The organism is Sinorhizobium sp. Y406, from assembly GCF_058732025.1.
In genome coordinates this window covers 1,473,305-1,495,334 of record NZ_CM178974.1, presented here as the reverse complement: position 1 = coordinate 1,495,334, position 22,030 = coordinate 1,473,305, and the positions used below count along the sequence as shown (strand labels likewise).

The 22,030-nt window shown below is 63.2% G+C and carries 26 protein-coding genes; 14 read left to right on the top strand and 12 right to left on the bottom strand.

Features of this window, described 5'->3' with window-relative positions; translation table 11 throughout:
• Positions 1-64: 64 nt before the first annotated feature.
• The 3 genes from purQ to purC all read right to left on the bottom strand — a co-directional run bounded on the left by purQ (position 65) and on the right by purC (position 1,886).
• A complete protein-coding gene (gene purQ, locus AC4P1R_RS07215) occupies positions 65-736 on the bottom strand; it encodes a phosphoribosylformylglycinamidine synthase subunit PurQ (RefSeq protein ID WP_225191907.1) in 672 nt (223 codons plus the stop codon).
• A gap of 125 nt (positions 737-861) precedes the next feature.
• Entirely contained in the window at positions 862-1,104 is a 243-nt protein-coding gene (gene purS, locus AC4P1R_RS07210) for a phosphoribosylformylglycinamidine synthase subunit PurS (RefSeq protein ID WP_069458551.1), read from the bottom strand.
• A 17-nt stretch (positions 1,105-1,121) separates the two neighbouring features.
• The gene (gene purC, locus AC4P1R_RS07205; protein WP_026614000.1) at positions 1,122-1,886 is read right to left on the bottom strand and encodes a phosphoribosylaminoimidazolesuccinocarboxamide synthase; all 765 of its coding nucleotides are present in this window, start codon (positions 1,884-1,886) and stop codon (positions 1,122-1,124) included.
• A 224-nt stretch (positions 1,887-2,110) separates the two neighbouring features.
• On the opposite strand from purC, the gene AC4P1R_RS07200 reads away from it, so the two are divergent.
• On the top strand, positions 2,111-2,425 hold the full coding sequence (locus AC4P1R_RS07200) for a DUF1476 domain-containing protein (RefSeq protein WP_069458552.1): 315 nt from the start codon (positions 2,111-2,113) through the stop codon (positions 2,423-2,425).
• 79 nt (positions 2,426-2,504) lie between these two features.
• On the opposite strand, the gene AC4P1R_RS07195 is transcribed toward AC4P1R_RS07200, so the two are convergent.
• The gene (locus tag AC4P1R_RS07195; protein ID WP_492177542.1) at positions 2,505-3,257 is read right to left on the bottom strand and encodes a MauE/DoxX family redox-associated membrane protein; all 753 of its coding nucleotides are present in this window, start codon (positions 3,255-3,257) and stop codon (positions 2,505-2,507) included.
• Positions 3,258-3,947: 690 nt separating this feature from the next.
• On the opposite strand from AC4P1R_RS07195, the gene AC4P1R_RS07190 reads away from it, so the two are divergent.
• The 4 genes from AC4P1R_RS07190 (at position 3,948) to AC4P1R_RS07175 (ending at position 7,253) form a co-directional block, all read left to right on the top strand.
• The gene (locus AC4P1R_RS07190; RefSeq protein ID WP_151611270.1) at positions 3,948-4,490 is read left to right on the top strand and encodes a Spy/CpxP family protein refolding chaperone; all 543 of its coding nucleotides are present in this window, start codon (positions 3,948-3,950) and stop codon (positions 4,488-4,490) included.
• Between the two features lie 52 nt (positions 4,491-4,542).
• A complete protein-coding gene (locus AC4P1R_RS07185; protein ID WP_151611269.1) occupies positions 4,543-5,241 on the top strand; it encodes a response regulator in 699 nt (232 codons plus the stop codon).
• A gap of 65 nt (positions 5,242-5,306) precedes the next feature.
• Complete coding sequence (locus tag AC4P1R_RS07180) at positions 5,307-6,563, top strand: sensor histidine kinase (RefSeq protein ID WP_151611268.1); 1,257 nt, start codon at positions 5,307-5,309, stop codon at positions 6,561-6,563.
• Between the two features lie 174 nt (positions 6,564-6,737).
• Positions 6,738-7,253, top strand: coding sequence for an OsmC family protein (locus AC4P1R_RS07175; RefSeq protein WP_225191919.1), 516 nt, complete (start codon positions 6,738-6,740; stop codon positions 7,251-7,253).
• Between the two features lie 32 nt (positions 7,254-7,285).
• On the opposite strand, the gene AC4P1R_RS07170 is transcribed toward AC4P1R_RS07175, so the two are convergent.
• A complete protein-coding gene (locus tag AC4P1R_RS07170) occupies positions 7,286-7,840 on the bottom strand; it encodes an RBBP9/YdeN family alpha/beta hydrolase (RefSeq protein ID WP_151611267.1) in 555 nt (184 codons plus the stop codon).
• A gap of 164 nt (positions 7,841-8,004) precedes the next feature.
• On the opposite strand from AC4P1R_RS07170, the gene AC4P1R_RS07165 reads away from it, so the two are divergent.
• Positions 8,005-8,814, top strand: coding sequence for a DUF2189 domain-containing protein (locus AC4P1R_RS07165; protein ID WP_492177541.1), 810 nt, complete (start codon positions 8,005-8,007; stop codon positions 8,812-8,814).
• A 34-nt stretch (positions 8,815-8,848) separates the two neighbouring features.
• On the opposite strand, the gene AC4P1R_RS07160 is transcribed toward AC4P1R_RS07165, so the two are convergent.
• The 7 genes from AC4P1R_RS07160 to AC4P1R_RS07130 all read right to left on the bottom strand — a co-directional run bounded on the left by AC4P1R_RS07160 (position 8,849) and on the right by AC4P1R_RS07130 (position 14,810).
• Complete coding sequence (locus tag AC4P1R_RS07160; RefSeq protein ID WP_151611266.1) at positions 8,849-9,169, bottom strand: PilZ domain-containing protein; 321 nt, start codon at positions 9,167-9,169, stop codon at positions 8,849-8,851.
• Between the two features lie 129 nt (positions 9,170-9,298).
• Positions 9,299-10,606 (bottom strand): adenylosuccinate lyase, encoded by a 1,308-nt coding sequence (gene purB, locus AC4P1R_RS07155; RefSeq protein ID WP_492177540.1) that lies wholly within the window; start codon positions 10,604-10,606, stop codon positions 9,299-9,301.
• 63 nt (positions 10,607-10,669) lie between these two features.
• Complete coding sequence (locus AC4P1R_RS07150; protein WP_192803755.1) at positions 10,670-11,227, bottom strand: hypothetical protein; 558 nt, start codon at positions 11,225-11,227, stop codon at positions 10,670-10,672.
• Positions 11,224-11,967, bottom strand: coding sequence for a DUF2259 domain-containing protein (locus AC4P1R_RS07145; RefSeq protein ID WP_151611264.1), 744 nt, complete (start codon positions 11,965-11,967; stop codon positions 11,224-11,226). Before AC4P1R_RS07145 ends, AC4P1R_RS07150 begins: the two co-directional genes overlap by 4 nt.
• Positions 11,964-12,641 (bottom strand): ribulose-phosphate 3-epimerase, encoded by a 678-nt coding sequence (gene rpe, locus AC4P1R_RS07140; protein WP_151611263.1) that lies wholly within the window; start codon positions 12,639-12,641, stop codon positions 11,964-11,966. Before rpe ends, AC4P1R_RS07145 begins: the two co-directional genes overlap by 4 nt.
• A 73-nt stretch (positions 12,642-12,714) precedes the next feature.
• On the bottom strand, positions 12,715-13,725 hold the full coding sequence (locus tag AC4P1R_RS07135; RefSeq protein ID WP_069458564.1) for a P1 family peptidase: 1,011 nt from the start codon (positions 13,723-13,725) through the stop codon (positions 12,715-12,717).
• Positions 13,722-14,810: a branched-chain amino acid ABC transporter substrate-binding protein gene (locus tag AC4P1R_RS07130; RefSeq protein ID WP_492177539.1), complete on the bottom strand. Its 1,089-nt coding sequence runs from the start codon at positions 14,808-14,810 to the stop codon at positions 13,722-13,724. The genes AC4P1R_RS07135 and AC4P1R_RS07130 overlap by 4 nt, the downstream gene beginning before the upstream one ends.
• 164 nt (positions 14,811-14,974) lie before the next feature.
• On the opposite strand from AC4P1R_RS07130, the gene AC4P1R_RS07125 reads away from it, so the two are divergent.
• The 8 genes from AC4P1R_RS07125 to AC4P1R_RS07090 all read left to right on the top strand — a co-directional run bounded on the left by AC4P1R_RS07125 (position 14,975) and on the right by AC4P1R_RS07090 (position 21,974).
• A complete protein-coding gene (locus AC4P1R_RS07125) occupies positions 14,975-15,496 on the top strand; it encodes a flavin reductase (RefSeq protein ID WP_083265321.1) in 522 nt (173 codons plus the stop codon).
• Positions 15,497-15,520: 24 nt separating this feature from the next.
• Positions 15,521-16,450 carry an AAA family ATPase gene (locus AC4P1R_RS07120; RefSeq protein ID WP_151611261.1) on the top strand — a complete coding sequence of 310 codons (930 nt, stop codon included), beginning with the start codon at positions 15,521-15,523 and terminating at the stop codon, positions 16,448-16,450.
• A gap of 5 nt (positions 16,451-16,455) precedes the next feature.
• On the top strand, positions 16,456-17,736 hold the full coding sequence (locus tag AC4P1R_RS07115) for a vWA domain-containing protein (protein ID WP_492177538.1): 1,281 nt from the start codon (positions 16,456-16,458) through the stop codon (positions 17,734-17,736).
• Positions 17,737-17,792: 56 nt separating this feature from the next.
• Positions 17,793-18,125: an XdhC family protein gene (locus tag AC4P1R_RS07110; protein WP_069458568.1), complete on the top strand. Its 333-nt coding sequence runs from the start codon at positions 17,793-17,795 to the stop codon at positions 18,123-18,125.
• Between the two features lie 2 nt (positions 18,126-18,127).
• A complete protein-coding gene (locus AC4P1R_RS07105; RefSeq protein ID WP_492177537.1) occupies positions 18,128-18,832 on the top strand; it encodes an XdhC family protein in 705 nt (234 codons plus the stop codon).
• Positions 18,829-20,457 (top strand): NTP transferase domain-containing protein, encoded by a 1,629-nt coding sequence (locus AC4P1R_RS07100; RefSeq protein ID WP_492177536.1) that lies wholly within the window; start codon positions 18,829-18,831, stop codon positions 20,455-20,457. Before AC4P1R_RS07105 ends, AC4P1R_RS07100 begins: the two co-directional genes overlap by 4 nt.
• A 4-nt stretch (positions 20,458-20,461) precedes the next feature.
• Positions 20,462-20,779: a TfoX/Sxy family protein gene (locus AC4P1R_RS07095; RefSeq protein ID WP_069458571.1), complete on the top strand. Its 318-nt coding sequence runs from the start codon at positions 20,462-20,464 to the stop codon at positions 20,777-20,779.
• Between the two features lie 325 nt (positions 20,780-21,104).
• Positions 21,105-21,974 (top strand): universal stress protein, encoded by an 870-nt coding sequence (locus AC4P1R_RS07090; RefSeq protein ID WP_069458572.1) that lies wholly within the window; start codon positions 21,105-21,107, stop codon positions 21,972-21,974.
• Positions 21,975-22,030: the final 56 nt, after the last annotated feature.

Here is a 22,030-nt window from a genome sequence, read left to right as displayed (position 1 = left end):
CAGGCAGTGGAACTGCTGGAGTAACGGTTGCGCGCCCCGACAACGACGCGCAACGGGGCGTCAATCAGGCTGCGATTACGTCGAGCGCCGAGGCGAAGAGTGCGCGTCCGTCCGCACCGCCATGGGCCGCTTCGATCAGGTTTTCCGGATGCGGCATCATGCCGAGAACATTGCCCGTGGCGTTGATGATACCGGCAATGTCGTTGATCGAGCCGTTCGGGTTGGTGCCGTCGGCATAGCGGAACACGACCTGTCCATTGCCTTCGATCGCCTTCAGCGTTTCCGCATCGGCAAAGTAGTTCCCGTCATGGTGGGCAACGGGGCAGCGGATCACCTGGCCCCTCGAATAGGCGCGCGTGAATGACGTGTCGGCATTGACGACTTCCAGCTTCACCTCGCGGCAGACGAACTTCAGCGAAGCATTGCGCATCAGCGCGCCGGGCAGAAGACCGGATTCGACCAGGATCTGAAAGCCGTTGCAGACGCCGAGCACGCGAACACCCTGTTTCGCCTTGGCCTTGATCGCCTGCATCACCGGCATGCGCGCGGCGATCGCGCCGCAGCGCAGGTAATCTCCATAGGAGAAGCCGCCCGGGATGACGATGAGGTCGACATCTGGAATTTCGGTTTCGGTCTGCCAGACGGTGACCGGCGCCTTGCCGGAAATCTTCGCGAGCGCCGCAATCATGTCGCGATCGCGGTTGAGGCCAGGAAGCTGAACGACGGCGGATTTCATGGACGTGGATACCTCGCCTTGGTCTCGCGGCCGCTATGGCGCGAGGCAGTTTCTATGCACTGGAGGCGCCGGCATGCCCCAAGGTCCGAGCCCGAGGCTTTGCTGGCGCTAAAGCTCCCCCGCCTTCAGGCGAGGGAGATGCTGTAGTTTTCGATCACGGTGTTTGCGAGCAGCTTTTCGCACATGGCCTTGATATCCGCTTCGGCCTTGGCCTTGTCGGCGGTCTCGAGCTCAAGGTCGAAGACCTTGCCCTGGCGTACATGGCCGATGTCGTCGAAGCCAAGTGCGCCGAGTGCGCCTTCGATCGCCTTGCCCTGAGGGTCGAGTACGCCGTTCTTCAGCGTCACGGTTACGCGTGCCTTGATCACTTTGTTAATCCCCGAACTTACTTGACGAGCACCGGACCGGAGCCGCGCGGCGGCTCGTTCTCGTTGATGATGCCGAGACGGCGGGCCACTTCCTGATAGGCTTCGACCAGACCGCCCATGTCGCGGCGGAACCGATCCTTGTCCATCTTTTCTTTCGTCTCGATATCCCAGAGGCGGCAGCTGTCCGGCGAGATTTCGTCGGCCAGTACGATGCGCATCATGTCGCCTTCATAGAGGCGGCCGCACTCGATCTTGAAATCCACGAGCTGGATGCCGACGCCGAGGAAGAGGCCGGAGAGGAAATCGTTGATGCGAATGGCGAGCGCCATGATGTCGTCGAGTTCCTGCGGGCTCGCCCAGCCGAAGGCGGTGATGTGCTCTTCGGAAACCATGGGATCGTCGAGGGCATCGGCCTTGTAATAGAACTCGATGATGGAGCGGGGCAGGACGGTGCCTTCCTCGATGCCCAGGCGTTTGGCTAGCGAGCCGGCGGCGACGTTGCGCACCACGATCTCCAGCGGAATGATCTCCACTTCCTTGATCAGTTGCTCGCGCATATTGAGGCGGCGGATGAAGTGCGTCGGAATGCCGATCTTGTTCAGGTGCGTGAAGATGTACTCGGATATGCGGTTGTTGAGTACGCCCTTCCCGTCGATGACGTCATGCTTCTTCTTGTTGAAAGCGGTGGCGTCGTCCTTGAAAAACTGGATCAACGTGCCCGGTTCCGGACCCTCGTACAGGATCTTGGCCTTACCTTCATAGATACGGCGGCGACGATTCATGGATTTGTCTCTGTGCTTGTTGGCGCGCTTGGGTCGCGCAATTGGAGTTTTCTCAGCGGGTCCATATCTGAAAAGAACGCATTTCACAATCGGCGTATCTTCACATCCCCCGAATTAGATTAGGGTATCATGAAAGTCAGCAAACACGAAAACGCGCATTGCACTTTCGGCGGCGTTTTGGTTTATGGCGATAACAACTTCCGGCAGGAAAGGGAGATTGATTGATGACCACCATGAAGGACCGCGAGAAGGCTTTCGAGGCAAAGTTTGCTCTTGATGAGGAGTTGAGATTCAAATCCTTGGCGCGCCGCAACAAATTGCTTGGCCTCTGGGCCGCCGGTCTTTTGAACAAGTCCGATCCCGAGGACTATGCTCGGGAAGTGGTAGCCGCGGATTTCGAAGAGGCGGGCCACGAGGACGTCGTGCGCAAGATCAAGGCCGACTTCGATGCTGCCGGCGTGGCACAATCGGAGGACGAAATCCGCGCGCGGATGATCGAACTCCTGGGTGAGGCGGTCGCACAGGTTCAAAACAGCTGATCGCATCCATTCGGAAACTGCCGCCGCCCGGCCGGGTTGATCGGGCGGTTTTTTGAACATCTCTGTCAACGGCAAGATGTCAGCTGATCTTGGCTGTCATCCAGATCGCCATGGCGACCATCATCAGGTTCTCGGTCAGTGATACGAACCCAAGAGGGACCTTGCTCTTTCCGCCGACGCAGGAGCATTTCAGTTCACGTTTGTCAACATAGACGGCCTTGAAGACCGAGACGGCGCCGACCGTTCCTATGAGAAGCGCCACCGGGGCCGCGATAAAGATCAGCGCACCGGCAATCATCAGGCTTCCGGCCAAAGCCTCGCCGATCGGATAGAGATAGGCGTATCGCACCCATCGGCGCGCCAGCAGGTCGTAGTTGAGGAACATTGTCGAGAAGCTTTCAACGTCCTGTAGCTTCTGCACGGCGAGGATGCACATGCTGATGGCGATGAACCATTCGAGTGCCGGTATCGTGAAGACCGTCTCGAACATGTACCAGCTGAAGGCGAAGGCCATCAGTAACGCGGTCGCGAAGATCGCAATGACCGGCTGATAGCTGACCCCTTCTTCGCCCTTTACATCCTGTCCGAAATGCTCGCGCAGTTCGTCGTAGCCGCCGATGCGCTTGCCGTCGATGAAGGTTTGCGGGGTCGTGTCGACTCCCTGTTCCTTCATGAACGCGTCGGTCTCCTCACGGGTCTTGAGGTGCCGATCGTCGACGGAGAACCCCTGCCTTTCCAGAAGGTCCTTTGACTTCAGCCCGTAAGGGCAAAGGTGTTCGGGCATGACCATCCGGTAAAGCACGGCGCTCTTTTGGCGTTGATCCGGTGCCATGACTTGGCCGCCTTCGCGATGGCGGTGTCCGCAGACAATCAGCTTCCGCAGGCATAAAAGCCCCGATATCCGGCGATAAGTCCCTCATCGAGCTGAAAGTTCTTATGCATGGACTATTCGCCTCTTGGCTTTGCGTCTGGCGAGCCGTTGTGCCCATGGTCCGCGGCGGATGAAGGCGCCTCTTGCGCATGTCCTTGAGCGGAACCAGTGGGGCTCGCGTAATCGTTTGTAAGCCCCCGTGTAGACGACGATCAACCAGATTGCGATGCCAGCCAGGATCGTGCCGACGATCCCGCCGGCCGCTCCATGGCCGGGTGCCTGTTCATGTCTGCCCTCCCGCGTTCGGCAGAGGCTCGATATGCATCGCCCATGTACTCCGTGCCTTCCCCGAACCGACAGCAGCCGTCGATGTTCCTTGCAACATTCGAGTTCAAGCGAGATGAGATCATCGACCGATGAGTGAGGGAAAGCGTCGGCAACACCTGAACTACGGCCGCGTTTTCTGAATTCGAAGTCAGATCGGGGGTGAAAACGGCCGGCTGCGGACACGATTCTTCGGCGCAGACCCGGCACTGTGTCGAAACCCGCTGTCGCTTTACAATTCTTTACATTCGCCCGGAAGGGTCGAAACGTTGGCGCGCTAGCTTGTCTCCATCGCAGCAGGTGCTGCGGATTGAAAGGAGACTGACCATGGAAAACGAGGACAAGATCCAGTCGAGCCCGGCGGCGCGCGAAGCGATTTCGAAAGGATGGGGACGGCGCGCCGCGATTGGCGGACTTGCCGCCGTCGCTGTCGTCGGCGCGGTTGGCTACGCCGCTGCGCGCAGCGACGATTTCGGCTTCGGCATGGCCCGGTTCGGCGGCCATATGATGCATGCGCATATGGGAGGTGGCTTCATGGAACACCGGATCGGCTCCGTGCTTGACGAACTCGATGCGACGCCCGAGCAGGAGGACAAGCTTTGGGACATCATCGACAAGGCTCGGGCCGAAATCAGGCCGACCATCCGGGACTTCCGCGAGACCCGCGAAGAGGTAATCGATCTTCTCGGCGCGTCGACCCTCGACCGCGCTGCCGCCGAGAAGCTGCGCAGCGAGCGCGTCGCGGCCATCGACGAAGCCTCCCGCAAGATGACGACTGCGCTCCTCGATGCTGCTGAGGTGTTGACACCGGAGCAGCGCGCCAAACTCGCCGAGCATTTGAAGGAGCGCAGGGGCCGCGGCCGGTGGTAAGACTTCTGGCGGTAGACTTGAGTCGCCCGGGCGGCTGAACGGAGCATGAGAAATGGCGGAACGGGTCCTGATTGTTGACGACGACACGCGCCTGTCCGCCATGCTCTCCGACTATCTCTCGGGAAATGGCTATACCGTGCACACTGCGGCAACGGCTATGGCGGGGCTTGCGGAGCTCGGACGCCTTGCGCCGGACGCGGTCATCCTCGACGTCATGCTGCCGGACCTTGACGGCTTCGAGACCTGCCGGCGTATGCGTGCGGTCTCCGACGTTCCGATCCTGATGCTCACGGCCAAAGGCGAAGAGACGGACCGCATCGTCGGATTGGAGCTCGGGGCCGACGATTATCTGCCCAAGCCCTTCAATCCGCGCGAACTGCTGGCGCGGTTGAAGGCGATCCTGCGCCGCCGCAATGGCGGCTCGGCGGTTTCGCGGATATTGCGCTTCGGCCGGCTCGAGATCGATCCTGGATCCCGCTCGGTCAGGATCGACGGCGGCAACTGTGCGCTGACGAGCTATCAGTTCGACCTGCTTCTGGCGCTTGCTGAAAATGCCGGCCGCACGCTGTCGCGCGAACAGCTTCTGGATGCGGCGAAGGGCGAGGAGATGGAGGCCTTCGATCGCTCAATAGACGTGCATATCTCGCGCATCCGGTCAGCCATCGAGAGCGACCCCAAGCATCCAAGGCGCATCATCACCGTGCGCGGCGTCGGCTATGTCTTCGCCCGCTTCCAGGACGACGAAAGATAATGCATGTCGCCCAAGAATGTGCAGCGGTTTTGGCATAACGTGCATCACAACAGAGACCTGGAGCCATGCGCAGCCGGCTGTTCCTGAAAATCTACCTGACGCTGCTGGCAAGCCTTGCAGCGGTCGCCGTCGCCAGCGCGGCCTTCGTGTGGCTGGGGCGAGGCGAAGAGGATTCGGGCTGGCAGGGCCAACGGGCGCGGTTCATCACCGCGCTGATCCCCCCCGAGATGGACCGGCACTCGGTCGAAGCGACATTGGAGCGGTTTTCGCGGGCCTTCGACGCCGACATAGCGGTCTACGATCGGCAAGGCAGGCTGATTGCGAGCGCCGGTCGGCCGCTTCCACGCGATATTGGCGAGGGGCCGTCGCGCCATGACAGGGGCAAGTTTCACACCATGGTGACCGAACTACCCGACGGACGCGCAGTCGCTGCACGCATGGAGCGGCCTTTCCGTCCGGTCGGCCGCAATCCGCTCGCCTATCTGGCGTTGATCGCCGGCGTCATCGGCCTCGCCGCCTATCCGGTAGTGCGTCATCTGACGCGGAGGCTCGAGCGGTTGCGCGCGGGCGTGGATGCCTGGGGCAGGGGCGATTTCGTGACCCGGGTGCCGGCGCAGGGGCGCGACGAAGTCGCGGCGGTGGCCAGGAGCTTCAACAAGGCCGCCGACCACGTGGAGCGGCTGATCAAGTCCCATCGCGCTCTGCTCGCCAATGCCAGCCATGAATTGCGCTCGCCGCTTGCGCGCCTGCGCATGGCGATCGACCTCTATGAGCAGGCGCCGGACGGCAACCGTAAGGAAGAAATCGTCCGCAACCTTGCCGAACTGGACACGCTGGTCGAGGAAATCCTCGTGGCGAGCAGGCTGGACCATGTCGAGACTCTCGACGTTCAGGAGGCGGTCGACGTCCTCGCCCTGGTCTCCGAAGAAGGGGCCCGCAACGGAGTCGACGTTTCCGGCGCGCCCGCAACCGTCGCAGGCGACGTCCGCCTGCTCCGAAGGCTCGTGCGCAACCTGATGCAGAACGCCATGCGGCACGGTAGTCCACCGGTTACGGCCACCGTTTCGCTCGCCGGCAATAAAGTCGAGCTGAGGGTCCGCGACCACGGCCCTGGTATCGCGGATGGCGAGAGCGCCCGCCTGTTCGAGCCGTTCTATCGCCCCTCGGGGCGTAGCGAAGCCGCAGGCGGCTGGGGCCTGGGGCTGGCGCTGGTGCGCCAAATTGCCGAGCGCCACGGCGGCACGGTGCGCCACGAAACGCCGCCCGACGGCGGCGCCTGCTTCATCGTAACGCTTCCGGCGCATCGGTCCGCCCAAAGATGAACTGACGTAGAGTAATGCTCTCTCCCAGGAGAAGTTAGATCCTCTGGATCCGCGACCAATGGGCGTCGACCCATTGCGGAGTTTCGTTGCTGGCGGCACTGTTACAGCGCCGCGCGCCTGTTATCGGGCCGACGCGCCAGACGCTGTTAGTGACAACGGAGGAGCATGATGACGATGGATGCCGCCGCGCTGCGCGCCAGACAGGCGCCGATCAAGGACCGTTACAGATCCAATCCCGAGGCGGCATACGTCACGCTTCGTGCGAATGGCAGGCTCGATGACCAGAACATCGCCTGCAAGGTCGAAACCGGCCGCGCGCTCGCGATGGCGGGCCTCCATCCGGCAACGGGCGGGACCGGTCTTGAACTCTGCTCGGGCGACATGCTTCTGGAGGCGCTCGTCGCCTGCGCCGGAGTTACCTTGAAGGCGGTGGCGACGGCGCTTGAGATCCCGCTGAAGTCCGGCAAGGTTTCGGCCGAAGGCGACCTCGACTTTCGCGGCACGTTGGGCGTCGACAAGGACGCGCCCGTCGGTTTCGCGCAAATCCGTCTATTCTTTGACCTCGAAACGGAGGCACCGCAGGAGAAGCTCGATCAACTCCTGAAGCTGACGGAACGCTATTGCGTCGTCTATCAGACCATCCGCAGCGGTCCGCCGCTCGAAGTCAAATTGCGCCTGAACGGCGTTTGAAATTGTGGCGCGGCGGCGATCGCAGGCCGTTGTCAGGCCTGCAGGCGGCTCAGGAACTGGGCGAAGACCATGGATCCTTCCGGCCACGGCCCATGGCCGGACTCCGTGTTGATATGGCCCGCTTCGCCGGCGTCGATCAGCAGCGAACCCCAGGCGTTGGCGATGTCGCCGGCGTGGTCGTAGGAGCCGAACGGATCGTTGCGGCTGGCGATCATCAGCGAGGGGAACGGCAATGGGTCGCGCGGGTAGGGTCCGAATGTCATGAAGTGCTTCGGGCGGACCTTCGGATTGGCTACCTCCGGCGGCGCGACCAGGAAGGCCCCGGCGATTTTCCGCTTGCAGTGAGGAAGCGCATGGACCGCCGTCGGCACGCCGAGTGAGTGGGCGATGATCACCACCGGTTTCGTCGCGGCGTTGACCGCGTCGACCATGCGGCCAACCCAGTCCTCCCTGACGGGCTTCGACCACTCTGCCTGAACCACGCGGCGCGCTGTCGAGAGCTTGCGCTCCCAACGGCTCTGCCAATGGTCGGGGCCGGAGTTGGTGTAGCCCGGAACGATGAGGATATGCGCGTCTGAAACCTTCATGATGGCCGCGATTTGGCGATGAAAGGCGCCGAAGTCAAGGCGCAGGCGACAGGGCCCGCATTTTCTGTATAATCGGAACCGGCGGTCGCGCTCGGCAGCGGCGCGTTTTTTATGTCGCTGTCCATGAGTCCGTGGCCGCTCTGGTTCGTTGAGGAGTGTGAGCCATGACAACCTTCCATGTCCTCTCGGGATCGAACGCGGACGTCGTTCGGCCCGAGATACGAAAGATTGGCATTGCAGATGTATTCGACGCACTGCGTCTCGGCCTCGAGGATTTCCGCGAGAAGCCGTCGCATTATGTATTTTTATGTCTCATCTACCCTGTTGCCGGCGTTGTCCTGATGACCTGGAGCGCGGGCGCCAACATGCTGCCCTTGCTCTACCCGCTGGCCTCCGGATTCGCCCTCATCGGGCCCGTTGCGGCGATTGCTCTTTATGAGATCAGCCGGCGCCGCGAGCTCGGCATGGATGCGCGATGGCCGCATGCCATACGGTTGCATCGCCACCCCGCAATTCCCTCCATCCTGGCGGTCGCGGGGCTTTTGTTTGTCATATTTGTCATATGGTTGCTCGTCGCCCAGGCGCTTTACATCACGATTTTCGGCCCGACGCCTCCCGCGACGATCGGCGATTTCTGGAACAATATCGTCGGAACAGAAGAAGGCCGGACTCTGATCATCGTCGGCAATGCTGTGGGATTCGTGTTCGCGGTGATCGTGCTCGCGATCAGCCTCGTCACCTTTCCGATGCTGCTCGACCGGGACGTCGGAGCCCTGGCGGCGATCGAGACCTCGGTCCGGGCGACGCTTGCCAACCCGATTCCGGTGGCGACCTGGGGCCTGATCATCGCCGCAGGCCTGCTCATCGGATCCATCCCGGTCTTTGTCGGACTTGCCGTTATCATGCCGATATTCGGCCACGCCACCTGGCATCTTTATCGCAAGCTGGTCGAGCCGGCCCGACCGACGCGATGAGGCTGAAAAAGGGTGACCGGTCTCCAAAGGCCGGTCACCACATCTCCACGCCACCGAAATACTTGTAATAGGACGAGATTTGCGCAGCCGTGTTCGAGGACAGGTTGAGCTTCACCCCGATCTTATCGCCGCGGCACCAGCGCACAATGCCTGTCAGGCGACCGAGCTCGCCGCTTTCGATCGTCACCTCCTGGCCGGTACAAACACCGATGTCGAACAGGAGCTGGAAGCAGATACCCTGGGCGGACAGGTCTTTCACGATGCCGTTCGTCCATCCGGTCTTGCACGTAACCTTTCCGGTTATCTGTGTTTGATCGCGGGGGGACACGCGCTGAACATTATCCCTAAGAGCCATGGGCACCTCGAAGCTTGGACGGACAGGCTTCAAGTATTTCACGTGGTGATTGAATGTCCTGCTAAAAAAATCGCCCGCATTTGAGGAAAGCGCTCAAATACGGGCGATATGTACCGTCACGCGGCGCAATCAGGACGTGCCGAAAACACGACGGAAGATGGTATCGACATGTTTGGTGTGATAGCCGAGGTCGAACTTCTCGCGAATGGCTTCCTCGGAGAGCGCCGCGCGCACTTCCGTGTCGGCAAGCAGTTCCTCGAGGAAGTCCTTGCCCTGTTCCCACACCTTCATGGCATTGCGCTGGACGAGCCGGTAGGCATCCTCGCGCAAAACCCCGGCCTGAGTGAGGGCGAGCAGTACACGCTGTGAATGAACAAGTCCGCGGAACTTGTTGAGATTCTTCATCATGTTCTCGGGATAGACGACCAGCTTGTCGACGACGCCGGTCAGGCGGGCCAGGGCGAAATCGAGCGTCACGGTTGCGTCCGGTCCAATCATGCGTTCCACCGAAGAGTGGGAGATGTCGCGTTCATGCCAGAGCGCAACGTTCTCCATGGCCGGCACGACGAAGGCGCGGACCATGCGGGAAAGGCCGGTCAGGTTTTCCGTCAGCACCGGGTTGCGCTTGTGCGGCATCGCCGAAGAGCCTTTCTGCCCTGGCGAGAAATATTCCTCCGCCTCCAGCACCTCGGTGCGCTGCAGGTGGCGGATCTCTGTTGCCAGGCGCTCGATCGACGAAGCGATGACGCCGAGCGTGGCGAAATACATCGCGTGGCGATCGCGCGGGATCACTTGCGTGGAGACTGGCTCCGGCTTCAGGCCGAGCGCCTTTGCCACATGTTCCTCGACGCGCGGATCGATATTGGCGAAGGTGCCGACGGCGCCGGAAATGGCGCAGGTGGCGATTTCCTCGCGGGCGGCGCGCAGCCGGTCCCTGCAGCGGTCGAACTCCGCATAGGCGAGTGCGAGCTTGACGCCGAAGGTCGTCGGCTCCGCATGGATGCCGTGCGAGCGGCCGATCGTTACCGTATCCTTGTGTTCGAAGGCGCGACGTTTCAGCGCCTCGAGCAGCTTGTCCATGTCGGCAAGCAGGATATCCGTGGCGCGGACGAGCTGCACGTTGAAGCAAGTGTCGAGAACGTCGGAGGAGGTCATGCCTTGGTGTACAAAGCGGCTGTCGGGGCCGACGAATTCGGCAAGATGCGTCAGGAAGGCGATGACGTCATGCTTGGTGACGGCCTCGATCTCGTCGATGCGCGCGACGTCGAAGGTCGCGGCTCCGCCCTTTTCCCAGATCGTCTTTGCCGCCTCCTTGGGGATAACGCCGATCTCGGCCAGGGCATCGCAGGCGTGTGCCTCGATCTCGAACCAGATGCGGAACTTCGTTTCCGGCGACCAGATGGCCACCATTTCCGGCCGGGAATAACGGGGGATCATGGGCTCTGTGCTTTCGTTATCTGTGGAGGATGGCTGTGCGTCTAGCAAAGATGACGGGCAAGCTCAACGTTGTTGAGACCCATCGGAGTGCGCCAGCCAAAGGCTGGCAAGGACAAGAGCTGTGGCACCGAGCGGCAGGTAAAGCCGGACGCCAAGGACGAGGAATTGGTAGAATGCCGAAAGTGACGTGAATACGAACTGGAAGAACCAGGTCGGGGTGCCGGCTGCGGCGTGCCATTGCGAATAGAAGACCCGGTAGTCGAGGGAGAAGAGGCAGCCCGTCACTCCGATCGTGCCCGCGATCAGGCATAGGAGGAAGGCGGCGAGGCGGGTTTCGAAGGCACGGCCCTGGGCAAGACAGCGGGCGGCGAACAGCGAAAGCGGCCATGCGAGGAGGCCGCCCATCGCGTAAAGCAGCAGAATGTCCCGCAGATGATATGTGGCATCATGCTCGCGCAGCCACAAGGCGTGCCAGGCCGAAATCGCCATCGAGACCGCCCAGAGCGGGCTGCCGACCGCAAGCTCGCGCAATGTCGGAAGAGCCCGGACGATGCGGTCGCGTGCCGACCGGCGAACGACGGAACTGACGATCGAACGGTTGGCCGGTGCCTCGTCCGTCATCGCCGAAGCCAGGTCGGGACCGCGATCCAGCGGCCGTCGGTCGTCCCCTCGAATCCGAGGGATTCGACAAGCACCATCACCACGTGCACTTGCGAGCCGTCGTCATTGATGTGGGTGACGACGCCGCCGATGCGATAGCCGGTCGGACAGCGGCGGCTCTCCGGGATGCGGGCGTCCTCCTGGAGCACGTCGGATGCAGGCTCTCCGGCTTTCTCCGTCATCACGAGGTAAAAGCCTCTAATCTCTTTCAGAAAGGCCTTGCAGATACCCTCCGCCGCGAAGCTCTTCTCTTCAAGTCGCAGCGAATAGGTCTTTCGAAAATCCGGATCGGCCGGAGCGGCATAGTAGCCGAGCGTGTGCTCCGACGCATCCGCTTCCGTTACGGGATTGTAGGCGGCGAGCAGGCCGGGCGTGTCGGCAAGGCGATAGGCATCGATCACCGGTGCCGCGCGCCTGCGCGCCTCGCGCCGGGCCATCGGCAGACTGCCGCCGTCGCTTTCGATACGCGCGCGAACGGGTGAGCCGGGCAGGAACGCGTCGGCCCGGGTGTCGAGCGCGTAGATCGTCGAATAGGGAAACCCGGACCCGTCCTCGATGCCGTATTCTTCGAAGGCGAAGACGGTCCCGTCCGACGAAAATCCTATCGGCCGAAAACTGGCATAGTCACCTGCGACGGCCGGAGACGTGGCCATCGCCGTCGCCGTCAGGAGCAGAGCCGCAATCGCCGACCGCCAACTCATCCGCGGCCGGTCTCCGCGGCCGCGCGGATAGCGGCAATGGCGCCGCGGTAGGCCTCGACGGAGTCACCCTTGAAGACGGCCGAACCGGCAACCAGCACATTGGAGCCGGCCCTCGCTACGGCGCCCGCCGTTTCCGGCGTGACGCCGCCATCGACCTCGATCTCGATCGGGCGATCGCCGACCATCGCCCTGATCCGTCGGATCTTCTCCTCCATCTCGGCGATGAACTTCTGGCCGCCGAAGCCCGGATTGACCGTCATCACCAGAATCAGATCGACGGCATCGAGCACATATTCAATCGTGCTTTCCGGCGTCGCCGGATTGAGCGAGACGCCGGCCCTTTTGCCGAGCGCCCTGACGGTCTGCAGCGATCGGTGCAGATGCGGGCCGGCTTCGGCGTGAACCGTCAGGATGTCGCAACCGGCCTTGGCGAAGGCCTCGAGGAAGGGATCGGCCGGTGCAATCATCAGGTGGCAATCGAAGGTCGCGTCCGTGTAGGGGCGGAGCGACTTGATGATGTCCGGTCCGAAAGTGATATTCGGCACGAAATGGCCGTCCATGACGTCCAGGTGAACCCAGTCGGCGCCGGCATCGACGACGTCGCGCACCTCCTGGCCAAGTTTGGAAAAGTCGGCCGCCAGGATGGATGGGGCGATGCGAATGGGGTGGATCATGAAAAGCCTCCGCTCTTTTGCGCGGCCATAGCATTCCACGGCGGCGCAAACAACATGGGAAGGCGATCGCCGGCTATGCGGACGCCAGCGACCAGGCGGGCTTGACATCATTCTCCGCGGCGGCGGCGTCATGGATGCCGCGCGCGATCGCCCGCGCCATGGTTGCAGCGGCGGCGACGCCGAGATCGATGTAATCCTCGAGAAGCGGCTTCTTGCCGCTGGCCCCGGTCGACAGCGCGAAGACGAGGTCGCCGTCGAGCGGCGTATGCGACGGCCAGAGCGCCCGAGAGAACCCGTCATGGGCCGAAATCGCCAGTCGTTTCGCCTCGGCCTTGGTGAGTACCGCATCGGTGGCGATGACGGCGATGGTCGTGTTGACGGGTGCGGCCGGCGGATCGCGGAATTTGAGGCGTGGCAGCATCGCGTCCTCGGGCCAGGGGGAGGGCATGCCGGCGCCGCCGAATTCGCGATCCAGTTCGAAGGGAGCGGCCCAGAAATGACGGGTATTGCCGATCGTTGCCGATCCCAAGGCGTTGACGGCGACAAGTGCGCCGACGGTGATGCCGTTCGCCAGCACGGCCGATGCGGAACCGAGGCCGCCCTTGAAGGTGGCCGTCAGCGCACCGGTGCCGGCGCCGGCACTGCCCGTCGTGAAATTCCGGGCGGCGGCGCGTGCCGCTGCATAGCCGAGCTCGCGATAGGGGGAGAACTGTCCCCAGTCCTTCTCTCCACCATTCATCAGGTCGAAGAGGATCGCCGCCGGGACGATCGGAATGCGCAGCGAGCCCACCGCAAAGCCGCGGCCCAGATCGCGAAGCGCTGCCTGGACGCCGGATGCGGCATCGAGGCCGAAGGCCGAGCCGCCGGAGAGCACGACAGCATCGACCGTCTGAACCGTATTATGAGGCGCAAGCAGGTCGGTTTCGCGCGTGCCAGGGGCACCGCCGAGCACAGCCACGGCTGCGGTCGCCGGCGGATCGCAGAGCACCGCGGTGACGCCCGATTTCAGGCGCTGATCCTCGGCATTGCCGACGAGCAAACCAGCGACGTCGGTAATCGCGTTGCTCTCTCCCTTGCGCATCATCCGCCGTCGCCCATATTCGTGGCATCGACGAAGCGGCCGTCCTGCCATCGCATCAGCCTGTAGGGGCTTTGGGCCCGCTCGTGCATGCTGTTGAAGCGGATCGGTCCCAGCACCGTCGGATAGGGACCCTTCAGCAGAGCATCCGAAAGTGCGCCGTCGTCCTTCTCCGCCTGGTCCTTCGCCTGTTCGAGGAGCGACGTCGCGGCAAAGGCGGGCAGGACATAGCCATCCGGCTCCAGGTCCGCGGCACGCATCGCCTTGACGACAGGGGCGGCCTGCGGCGACCGCGACGCATCGGGAACCGTAACCGCCAGCACCCCGTTTTCGAGCGGCACATTGAGGTCGGCCGCCTTCAGCACATCGCCGCCCATGAGCGTGATCGGAATGTGCTCGGCCTTCGCGTCGCGCGCGATGATCGCCGTGTCGTTGCGGTCGCCGCCGGTGAAGACATGGGTTGCACCGCTTTTTGCCAGGCGGCGGACGAGACTGACCTGCTGCTCCTGGGCCGGGCGGTAGGTTTCGGTGAAGACCGGCGTGATCCCGATTTCCTCCAGCGCATTGCGCACGGCCTCGACGAGCTCTCGGCTGTGAATGGTGCCGTCGTCGATGAGCGCGAGCGGCTTGTCCCTCCAATTCGCGACGATCGCGTCGATGATTGCTCTCGCCTCGGCCTTGCCGCTCGGGGCAAGGCGATAGAGCGGCCACTTCTTTTTCAGTGCATCCTCCATGAGGATGTCCGAGCGCACGCTGAGGGTAATGGCGGGCATGCCGGCTTCGGCTAGCGCCGGGAGTACCGCTTCGAGGCTCTCGATGCAGAGGAAACCGATCGCCGCCTCCGCGCCACTCGCGAGCAGCGCCTTGGCCAGTTCGTCGCCGCCGGCGGCGTCACAGGGTTCTCCGATCGCGACGACTTCGCTTTCCCGGTCGCCGGCCTGAAAGGCGGCGCCGTCCAGGATCTGCTTTCCGAGCGCCGCGAAGGGGCCGTCGGTGGGGGCGACGACGGCCAGTTTCACTCCGGCAGCCAGTGCCGGTGGCGCCAGCGTCAGTCCGGCTATGAAAAGGCCCGTAACGATTGATTTCAACATGCTTTTTCCCTGCTGTCGCATGCCATGTTTTAAGGCAGTCGCCCCGCTCGTCAAAGGAAAAGATCGCCAAGGAGGCCGCCCCATTGCTGTCTGCGTCATGTCCGTGCGCGGATCGGCAAGAATCTCCGGCCGCCGGGTTTCATATTTCATCCGACAGTCTATGTATGACCGAGACCGATCCGGAGCGAGATGTGTTGGAGAAGACCCGGCTGGACCCGATAGCCTACCGCGACGCCATGAGTCGCATGTCCGCGCATGTGCAGTTGATTACCGCCGCCGATGGCGCCGAACGGCGGGGCGTGACGATCACTGCTTCGTGCTCGGTCTCGGACGATCCGCCGACGGTGCTTGCCTGCCTCAACGCCGCCAATCCGCGCAATGATATCTTTTCGCGCAGCGGCAGTTTCGCACTGAATGTGCTGGGGGCACATCATCGTGCGCTGGCGCACGCTTTTTCCGGCAGGGACCAGCTCGATATGGAGCGACGCTTCGCGCTGGCCCGCTGGACGCAGCTTGCGACCGGCGCTCCGATCCTCACCGACGCCATCGTTGCCTTCGACTGCCGTCTCATCGAGATCAAGATCATGGCGACCCATGCGATCCTCTTCGGCGAAGTGGTCGACGTCAGGGTCGGCGAGGCGCAGCCACCGCTCATTTATGTGGACCGGGACTACCGCTCGCTATAAGTTTTCTCCACGAGTGGAGGAAACATGGCGCGCCCGGAAACAGGAAGGATCCCCCAGTCCATCGACGAGACGGCAGCGATGCTGGAAGCGCAGGACTACCTCGCCGGAACCGCGCTCGCGACCGTTCTCTTCCTCGCGCTCCGGATGAAGCGCCCGCTCTTCCTCGAGGGTGAGGCGGGAGTCGGCAAGACCGAGATCGCCAAGGTGTTGGCCCGCGCGCTCGACAGGCCGCTGATCCGGCTGCAATGCTACGAAGGGCTCGACATTGCTTCCGCTGTCTACGAATGGAACTATCCGGCGCAGATGCTGGAGATACGCCTTTCCGAAGCGGCCGGAATGGTCGACCGGCAGCGGATCGAAAGCGACATCTTCTCCGAACGCTTCCTCATCCGCCGACCAGTGTTGCAGGCGATTTCGGCCAATGCGGGCCGCGCGCCGGTGTTCCTGATCGACGAGCTGGATCGCACCGACGAGGCCTTCGAGGCATTTCTGCTGGAGGTGCTTTCCGATTTCCAGGTGACGATACCCGAACTCGGAACGATCCGCGCGAGCGAGCCGCCCATCGTCATCATCACCACGAATAGGACGCGTGAAATCCACGACGCCTTGAAACGGCGCTGCCTCTACCATTGGGTCGACTATCCTCAGGCGGCACAGGAACTGGAGATCATCCGCCGCAAGGTGCCGGGTTGCAGCGAAACCCTGTCGCGGGAGATCGTCGCCTATGTGCAGAAACTCAGGACGATCGACCTTTTCAAGAATCCCGGTGTCGCCGAGACGATCGACTGGGCGACGGCCTTGACCGAGCTCGATACGCTCGCGCTCGATCCGGAGACGCTTGCGGACACCCTCGGGACGCTTCTCAAATATCAGGATGATATCGCCCGGATCGAAGGCGCGGAGGGTCGCAAGCTGCTTTCCGAGGTCAAGGCCGAATTGGCGGTGCAGGGCTGAGCGCCATGAAGCCGCGTGCCGACAGCACCGCAAATAAAGAGCCGCCCGGCGATGGACGGCTCGCGGACAATATCGTCTTCTTTTCCCGCGCTCTGCGGCGTGCCGGAATGAGGATCGGTCCCGCCGCCATTGCCGATGCAATCGAGGCCGTGGCGGCGATCGGAGTCGGATCGCGTGACGAATTCTATGCGGCGCTTCGATGCACCTTGCTGAAGCGGCACGAGGATCAGGCCCTGTTCGACGAGGCGTTCCGCCTGTTCTGGCGCAGGCGCGATCTGGTCCGCAAGATGATCGCGCTGATGTCGCCGGCGGCGCCGCCACGCGTGAGCGATGAACGGCGGCGGCGTGCGGGAGAGGCGCGCCTCGGCGATGCATTGTTCGGCGGCGGGGATGACGCCCGGCCGCCTCAGGAAACGCCCGAGATCGAACTCGACGCGCGCCACACGGTTTCCGGACGCGAGGTGTTCCGCAAGGCCGATTTCGCCCAGATGAGCGCCGCCGAAATCGCAGCGGCGCGCAAAGCGCTGTCGTCGCTGCTTCTGCCGTTCGACCGGGTGAGGACGCGCCGCTTCCGCGCGGCGCACAGGCCAATCCGCATCGACCCGCGTGCGACCATGCGCGACGCCATGCGTCTCGGCGGCGATTTCATTCTGCCGCGATTCCGCGAACCGCGGCTCGTCCATCCGCCGCTCGTCGTGCTCGCCGACATTTCCGGGTCGATGAGCCAATACACACGGGTTTTCCTGCATTTTCTGCATGCGCTGACGGAGCAGAGACATCGCGTTCACACCTTCCTGTTCGGCACGCGCCTGACAAATGTCACGCGGCAGATGCGCAACCGCGATCCCGACGAGGCGCTCGACGAATGCGTGGCGGCGGTCAGGGACTGGTCGGGCGGCACGCGAATCGGAGAGACGCTGCACGAATTCAACCGGCGCTGGTCGAGACGCGTACTCGGGCAGGGCGCCGTGGTCCTCCTGATCACCGACGGTCTCGAGCGTGACGACACGGATCAACTCGAGGTCGAGATCGATCGCCTGCACCGCTCCTGCCGGCGCCTCATCTGGCTCAATCCACTTTTGCGCTTTGACGGGTTCGAAGCGCGGGCGCGTGGCGTCAGGGCGATGTTGCCGCATGTCGACGAGTTTCGTGCAGTGCATAATCTCGTATCGGTTGCCGAACTGGTGAAGTCCCTGTCCGGCCGGAGCACAGGAGACGCCGATCCGCGGCGGTTCCTGAAGGATGGCGGAGCCAGTCGGCGGCTTTCGGGCGGTTTCTCTCGATGATCGGGGATTGAAACGCGCGTCGATCATTCTGATCTAATCAGACGAAGAGAGCAAAGATGACAAGCGAAGCGAATATCCTCGACCCGCTGCAGATTGCCGAAACCTGGCACAGGCAAGGCCGGACGGTTGCCCTTGCGACGGTCATCGAGACCTGGGGGTCGGCGCCGCGGCCGGTTGGTAGTCACCTGGTGATCGACGGGGAGGGCAATTTCCAGGGTTCGGTTTCGGGTGGCTGTGTCGAGGGTGCGGTCATCGCCGAGGCGGCAGACGTCATCCAGTCGGGAGCGCCAAAGATCCTCGAATTCGGTGTCGCCGATGAGACGGCATGGCGGGTCGGCCTTTCCTGTGGTGGCCGGATCCGCGTCTATCTCGAGCGCGTCGATGGCTGACCATGGATATAGCCACTCTCCAAAGACTCAATTCGGCACGCGCCGCCCGCCAGGCTTCAGTCGCCGTCACAGACCTCGCCACCGGCCGCACCCAAACCTTTCTCGAGGGCGAGCCTCTGACGTCCGAATGGGACGCCGTGATTTCCGATGCGCTCCGTTCCGGGCGGCCGACGCTCTCGGTGGTTGGCGAGCGCTCGCTCTTCATCAATGTGCATTTGCCTCCCCCGCGCATCGTTGTCATTGGCGCCGTCCATATCTCGCAAGCCCTGGCGCAGCTTGCGCCGGTCGCGGGCTTCGATCTGTCCATCATCGATCCGCGGACCGCGTTCGCGACGGGGGAGCGTTTTCGAGGGGTCGAACTCATCGCGGACTGGCCGGAGGATGTCTTGCCCGGGCGTCCGCTCGATCGCTATACGGCGCTTGCCGCCCTGACGCATGATCCCAAGATCGACGACTTTCCGATCCGAGCCGCCCTGGAGGGCGGCTGCTTCTATGTCGGCGCCCTCGGCAGCCGCAAGACACATGCGGCCCGCATGGAGAGACTGCGCCTGGCCGGCGTCGCGGCCGAAGATATTGGCAGGATCCGGGCGCCGATCGGCCTCGATATCGGCGCGGCGAGCCCGGCCGAAATTGCCGTCGCCATCTTGGCGGAGATCGTCGCAGCGTTGCGCAACCGCGAGCTCGGCTGGGGAGGGGAAGCATCATGAAATTCGGCCCGGTGGCCCTCTCTACCGCCGAGGGCGCCATTCTCGCGCATGCCGTGAAGACCGCATCGCAAAAGCTACCGAAGGGGCACCGCCTGACGGCGGCCGACCTTCAGCTGTTGGCCGAGACCGATGTGAACGAGCTCATCGTCGCTCGGCTCGAGGCGGGCGATTTGACCGAGGACGACGCCGCGGCCCGACTTGCCTCCGCAATCGCTCCGGACCACCTGCGTATTTCGCCGGCGGCAACCGGCCGGGTGAATATCTATGCCACGGCGAGAGGGCTTTTCGTCGCCAGCAGCAGCGTGGTCGATCGTGTCAACCGCATCGATCCCGCGATCACGCTCGCTTGTCTTCCCGACCACGTTTCCGTCAATGCGGGCGACATGGTGGCGACGATCAAGATTATCCCGTTGGCGGTGCCGGGCAAATTTGTCGAGGAGGCCGCGGCGGTGCTCCGCGCGCAGCCGGCCTTCGAGGTCAAGCCCTTCGCGCCGCGCCGCGTCGCCTTGATTGCAACTCAGTTGCCGTCGCTCAAAGTTCAAGTGATGGATAAGACGCGGGTCCTGCTCGCCGCGCGCCTGGCGCGCTCCGGCAGCGATCTCGCGACAGAACGGCGCGTGGCCCATAGGGAAGAGGCAGTTGCCGAGGCCATTGCCGAATTGAGGGCGGCGCATGATTTGATTGTCGTATTTGGAGCCTCGGCGGTCGCCGATCCGGACGATGTCGTGCCGGCCGCCATCCGACGCGCGGGCGGCCGCGTCGATCATGTCGGCATGCCGGTCGATCCGGGTAACCTGCTCGTTCTCGGGCGACTTGACGAAATTCCGGTCGTCGGTGCGCCCGGTTGCGCCCGCAGTCCGCGCGAGAACGGATTCGATTGGATTCTCGACCGACTTCTTGCCGGCGAATGGCCGAACCCGATGGATATCACCGCGCTCGGCGTCGGAGGCTTGCTGAAGGAGATCCCCACGCGACCGCAGCCGCGCGAAGCCGCCGTCGCGCCGCGCCGCGGGCCGGTGTCGATCGTCGTGCTGGCAGCCGGCCGGGCGAGCCGGATGGGGCCCGAGGGCAGGCACAAGCTTCTCGCCGAGTTCGATGGGGTGCCGCTGGTCCGTCGCTCGGTCGAAACGGCGCTTGCCGCCACGAATACTGGGGTCACTGACAAGGTCATCGTTGTCACCGGGCATCGGGAGCCGGAAATCAGGGCCGCGCTTGCTGGTCTGCCGGTGACGTTCGTCTCGAATCCCGACTTTGCCAGCGGCATGGCTTCGTCGCTGGTGGCGGGTCTTTCAGGGCTCGACGACGCAGCCGGAGGCATGCTGGTTATGCTCGCGGATATGCCGGGGATCACGGCCGAGCACCTCACCAGGCTGATCGGTGCCTTCGATGCGGAGTCCGGCGCCGCAGTCGTGCGTGCGGTTGCCGAAGGACAACGCGGCAATCCGGTCATCCTGCCGCGAAGCACCTTTGGCGCCGTGCGGCAACTCGTGGGCGACGTCGGCGCAAGGCATATCGTCGAGCGATGCGGTCTACCCATTATCGATGTCGAGCTTGGCGCCGCCGCGCGAATCGATCTCGACACGCCGGAAGCGATCGCCGCGGCCGGGGGCGTTTTGAAGGAGTAAAGCGATGGACAATGCGGCGATCGAGGACATGTTCGAGACGCTGGGACCCGTCACGATCCGCCGCATGTTCGGCGGCAAGGGCGTCTATTTCCAGGGTGTCATCCTTGCGGTCGAAGTCGACGGCGAGATCCTCTTGAAGGGCGATGCGGAAACGGCGCCGGAGCTAGAAGAGGCGGGCAGCCGCCAGTGGAGCTATGACGGCAAGGGCAAACCGGTGAAGATGCCCTACTGGAGCATTCCCGAGTCGGCCTTCGACGATCCGGACGAGATGGGCCGCTGGGTGCGGATGGCCTATGCAGCGGCGCTCAGGGCGAAAAAGTGAGGGCGGGCCGTTCGGGTTGGGTCGGACTGTCCCCTCTGGCCGCCATTTCCCCGGGGCAAGAATAGCGCACGGTCAGGCCGACAGTGACCGAGGGGGCGAGGCCAGCGCGATCCGGGCGATTTCATCCGGCCTGCCGGCGGGATGAGATCGCCGTTGGGGCCTGCTCGGTCTTGCGATATGAGCCGGCACCACGCCGACGAAGCCGATCCCAAGGCGACGGCAAGGGGAAACCAGCTCGGGCATTGGTGCGGCCAACGACCTACAGGGTGGATATCAGCAACGGCAGCCCTACTATGAGGAAGAATACCTCACCCGAGATCGGCACATGCGGCGAATACTCATATCATCGGATTTGTCGGAGCGATCACGACGTGCGCTTCGGCGCGCGGTGGCCCTGGCGAAGCAGTTCGGTTCGTGGCTCTCGGTTCTTCACGTGGTGGATGACGACCAGCCGCAGGCGCTAATCGCCCAGGAAAGCCGCGCCGCTGAGGCAGTTCTTCGCGACGAGCTCGACCGTGCGTCTGTGGGTGACGTCGCGGCCCTGTCGTCCGTCTCGGTGGTTGCAGGCGATCCCTTCAGAGCGATCGCCGACGAGGCGCACCGGCTCGACGCCGATCTGATCGTGATGGGCGCGCATCGAAAGCGCCTGCTTGGAGATATCTTTACAGGCACGACGATCGAGCGCGTGGTGCGCCTCGGCGGTCGCCCTGTTCTGATGGTCAATCGCGATGATGATGCGGCCTATTCGAACGTGATGGCCGCGGTCGATCTGTCCGAAGCATCGGCTCATGCTCTCCACACCGCCCGAAGCCTGGGCCTGCTCGAGCCAGATCGGGATGCCGCCGTCCATGGATTCGTCCCGCTCGGCGAAGGCATGATGTATTATGCCGGCGTCGAAGCGCACCGGGTGAACAAGCATGTCGCGGTAAGCGCCAGCCAGGCTCGTACGGCAATCACTAAATTCCTTCGCGACCACGGCTTCGGCAAACTGTCGAACCTTCTCCTGATCGAGAAGGGTACGCCCTTTGCAGCAATCGACGTCGGCATCCATCAGTTGCAGCCGGATCTTCTCGTCATCGGCACGCGCGGGCATGGCGGGTTGAAACGCCTTCTGCTCGGGAGCGTGGCGGACGAGGTACTTAGGCGAGTCGAATGCGATATCCTCGCCGTTCCGGCAAGCCGAAACATCCCGTAGGCTGATAACATCCTGTATTGCAAATGCCGGCCGTTCCTTGCCTGTCGCAATCACAG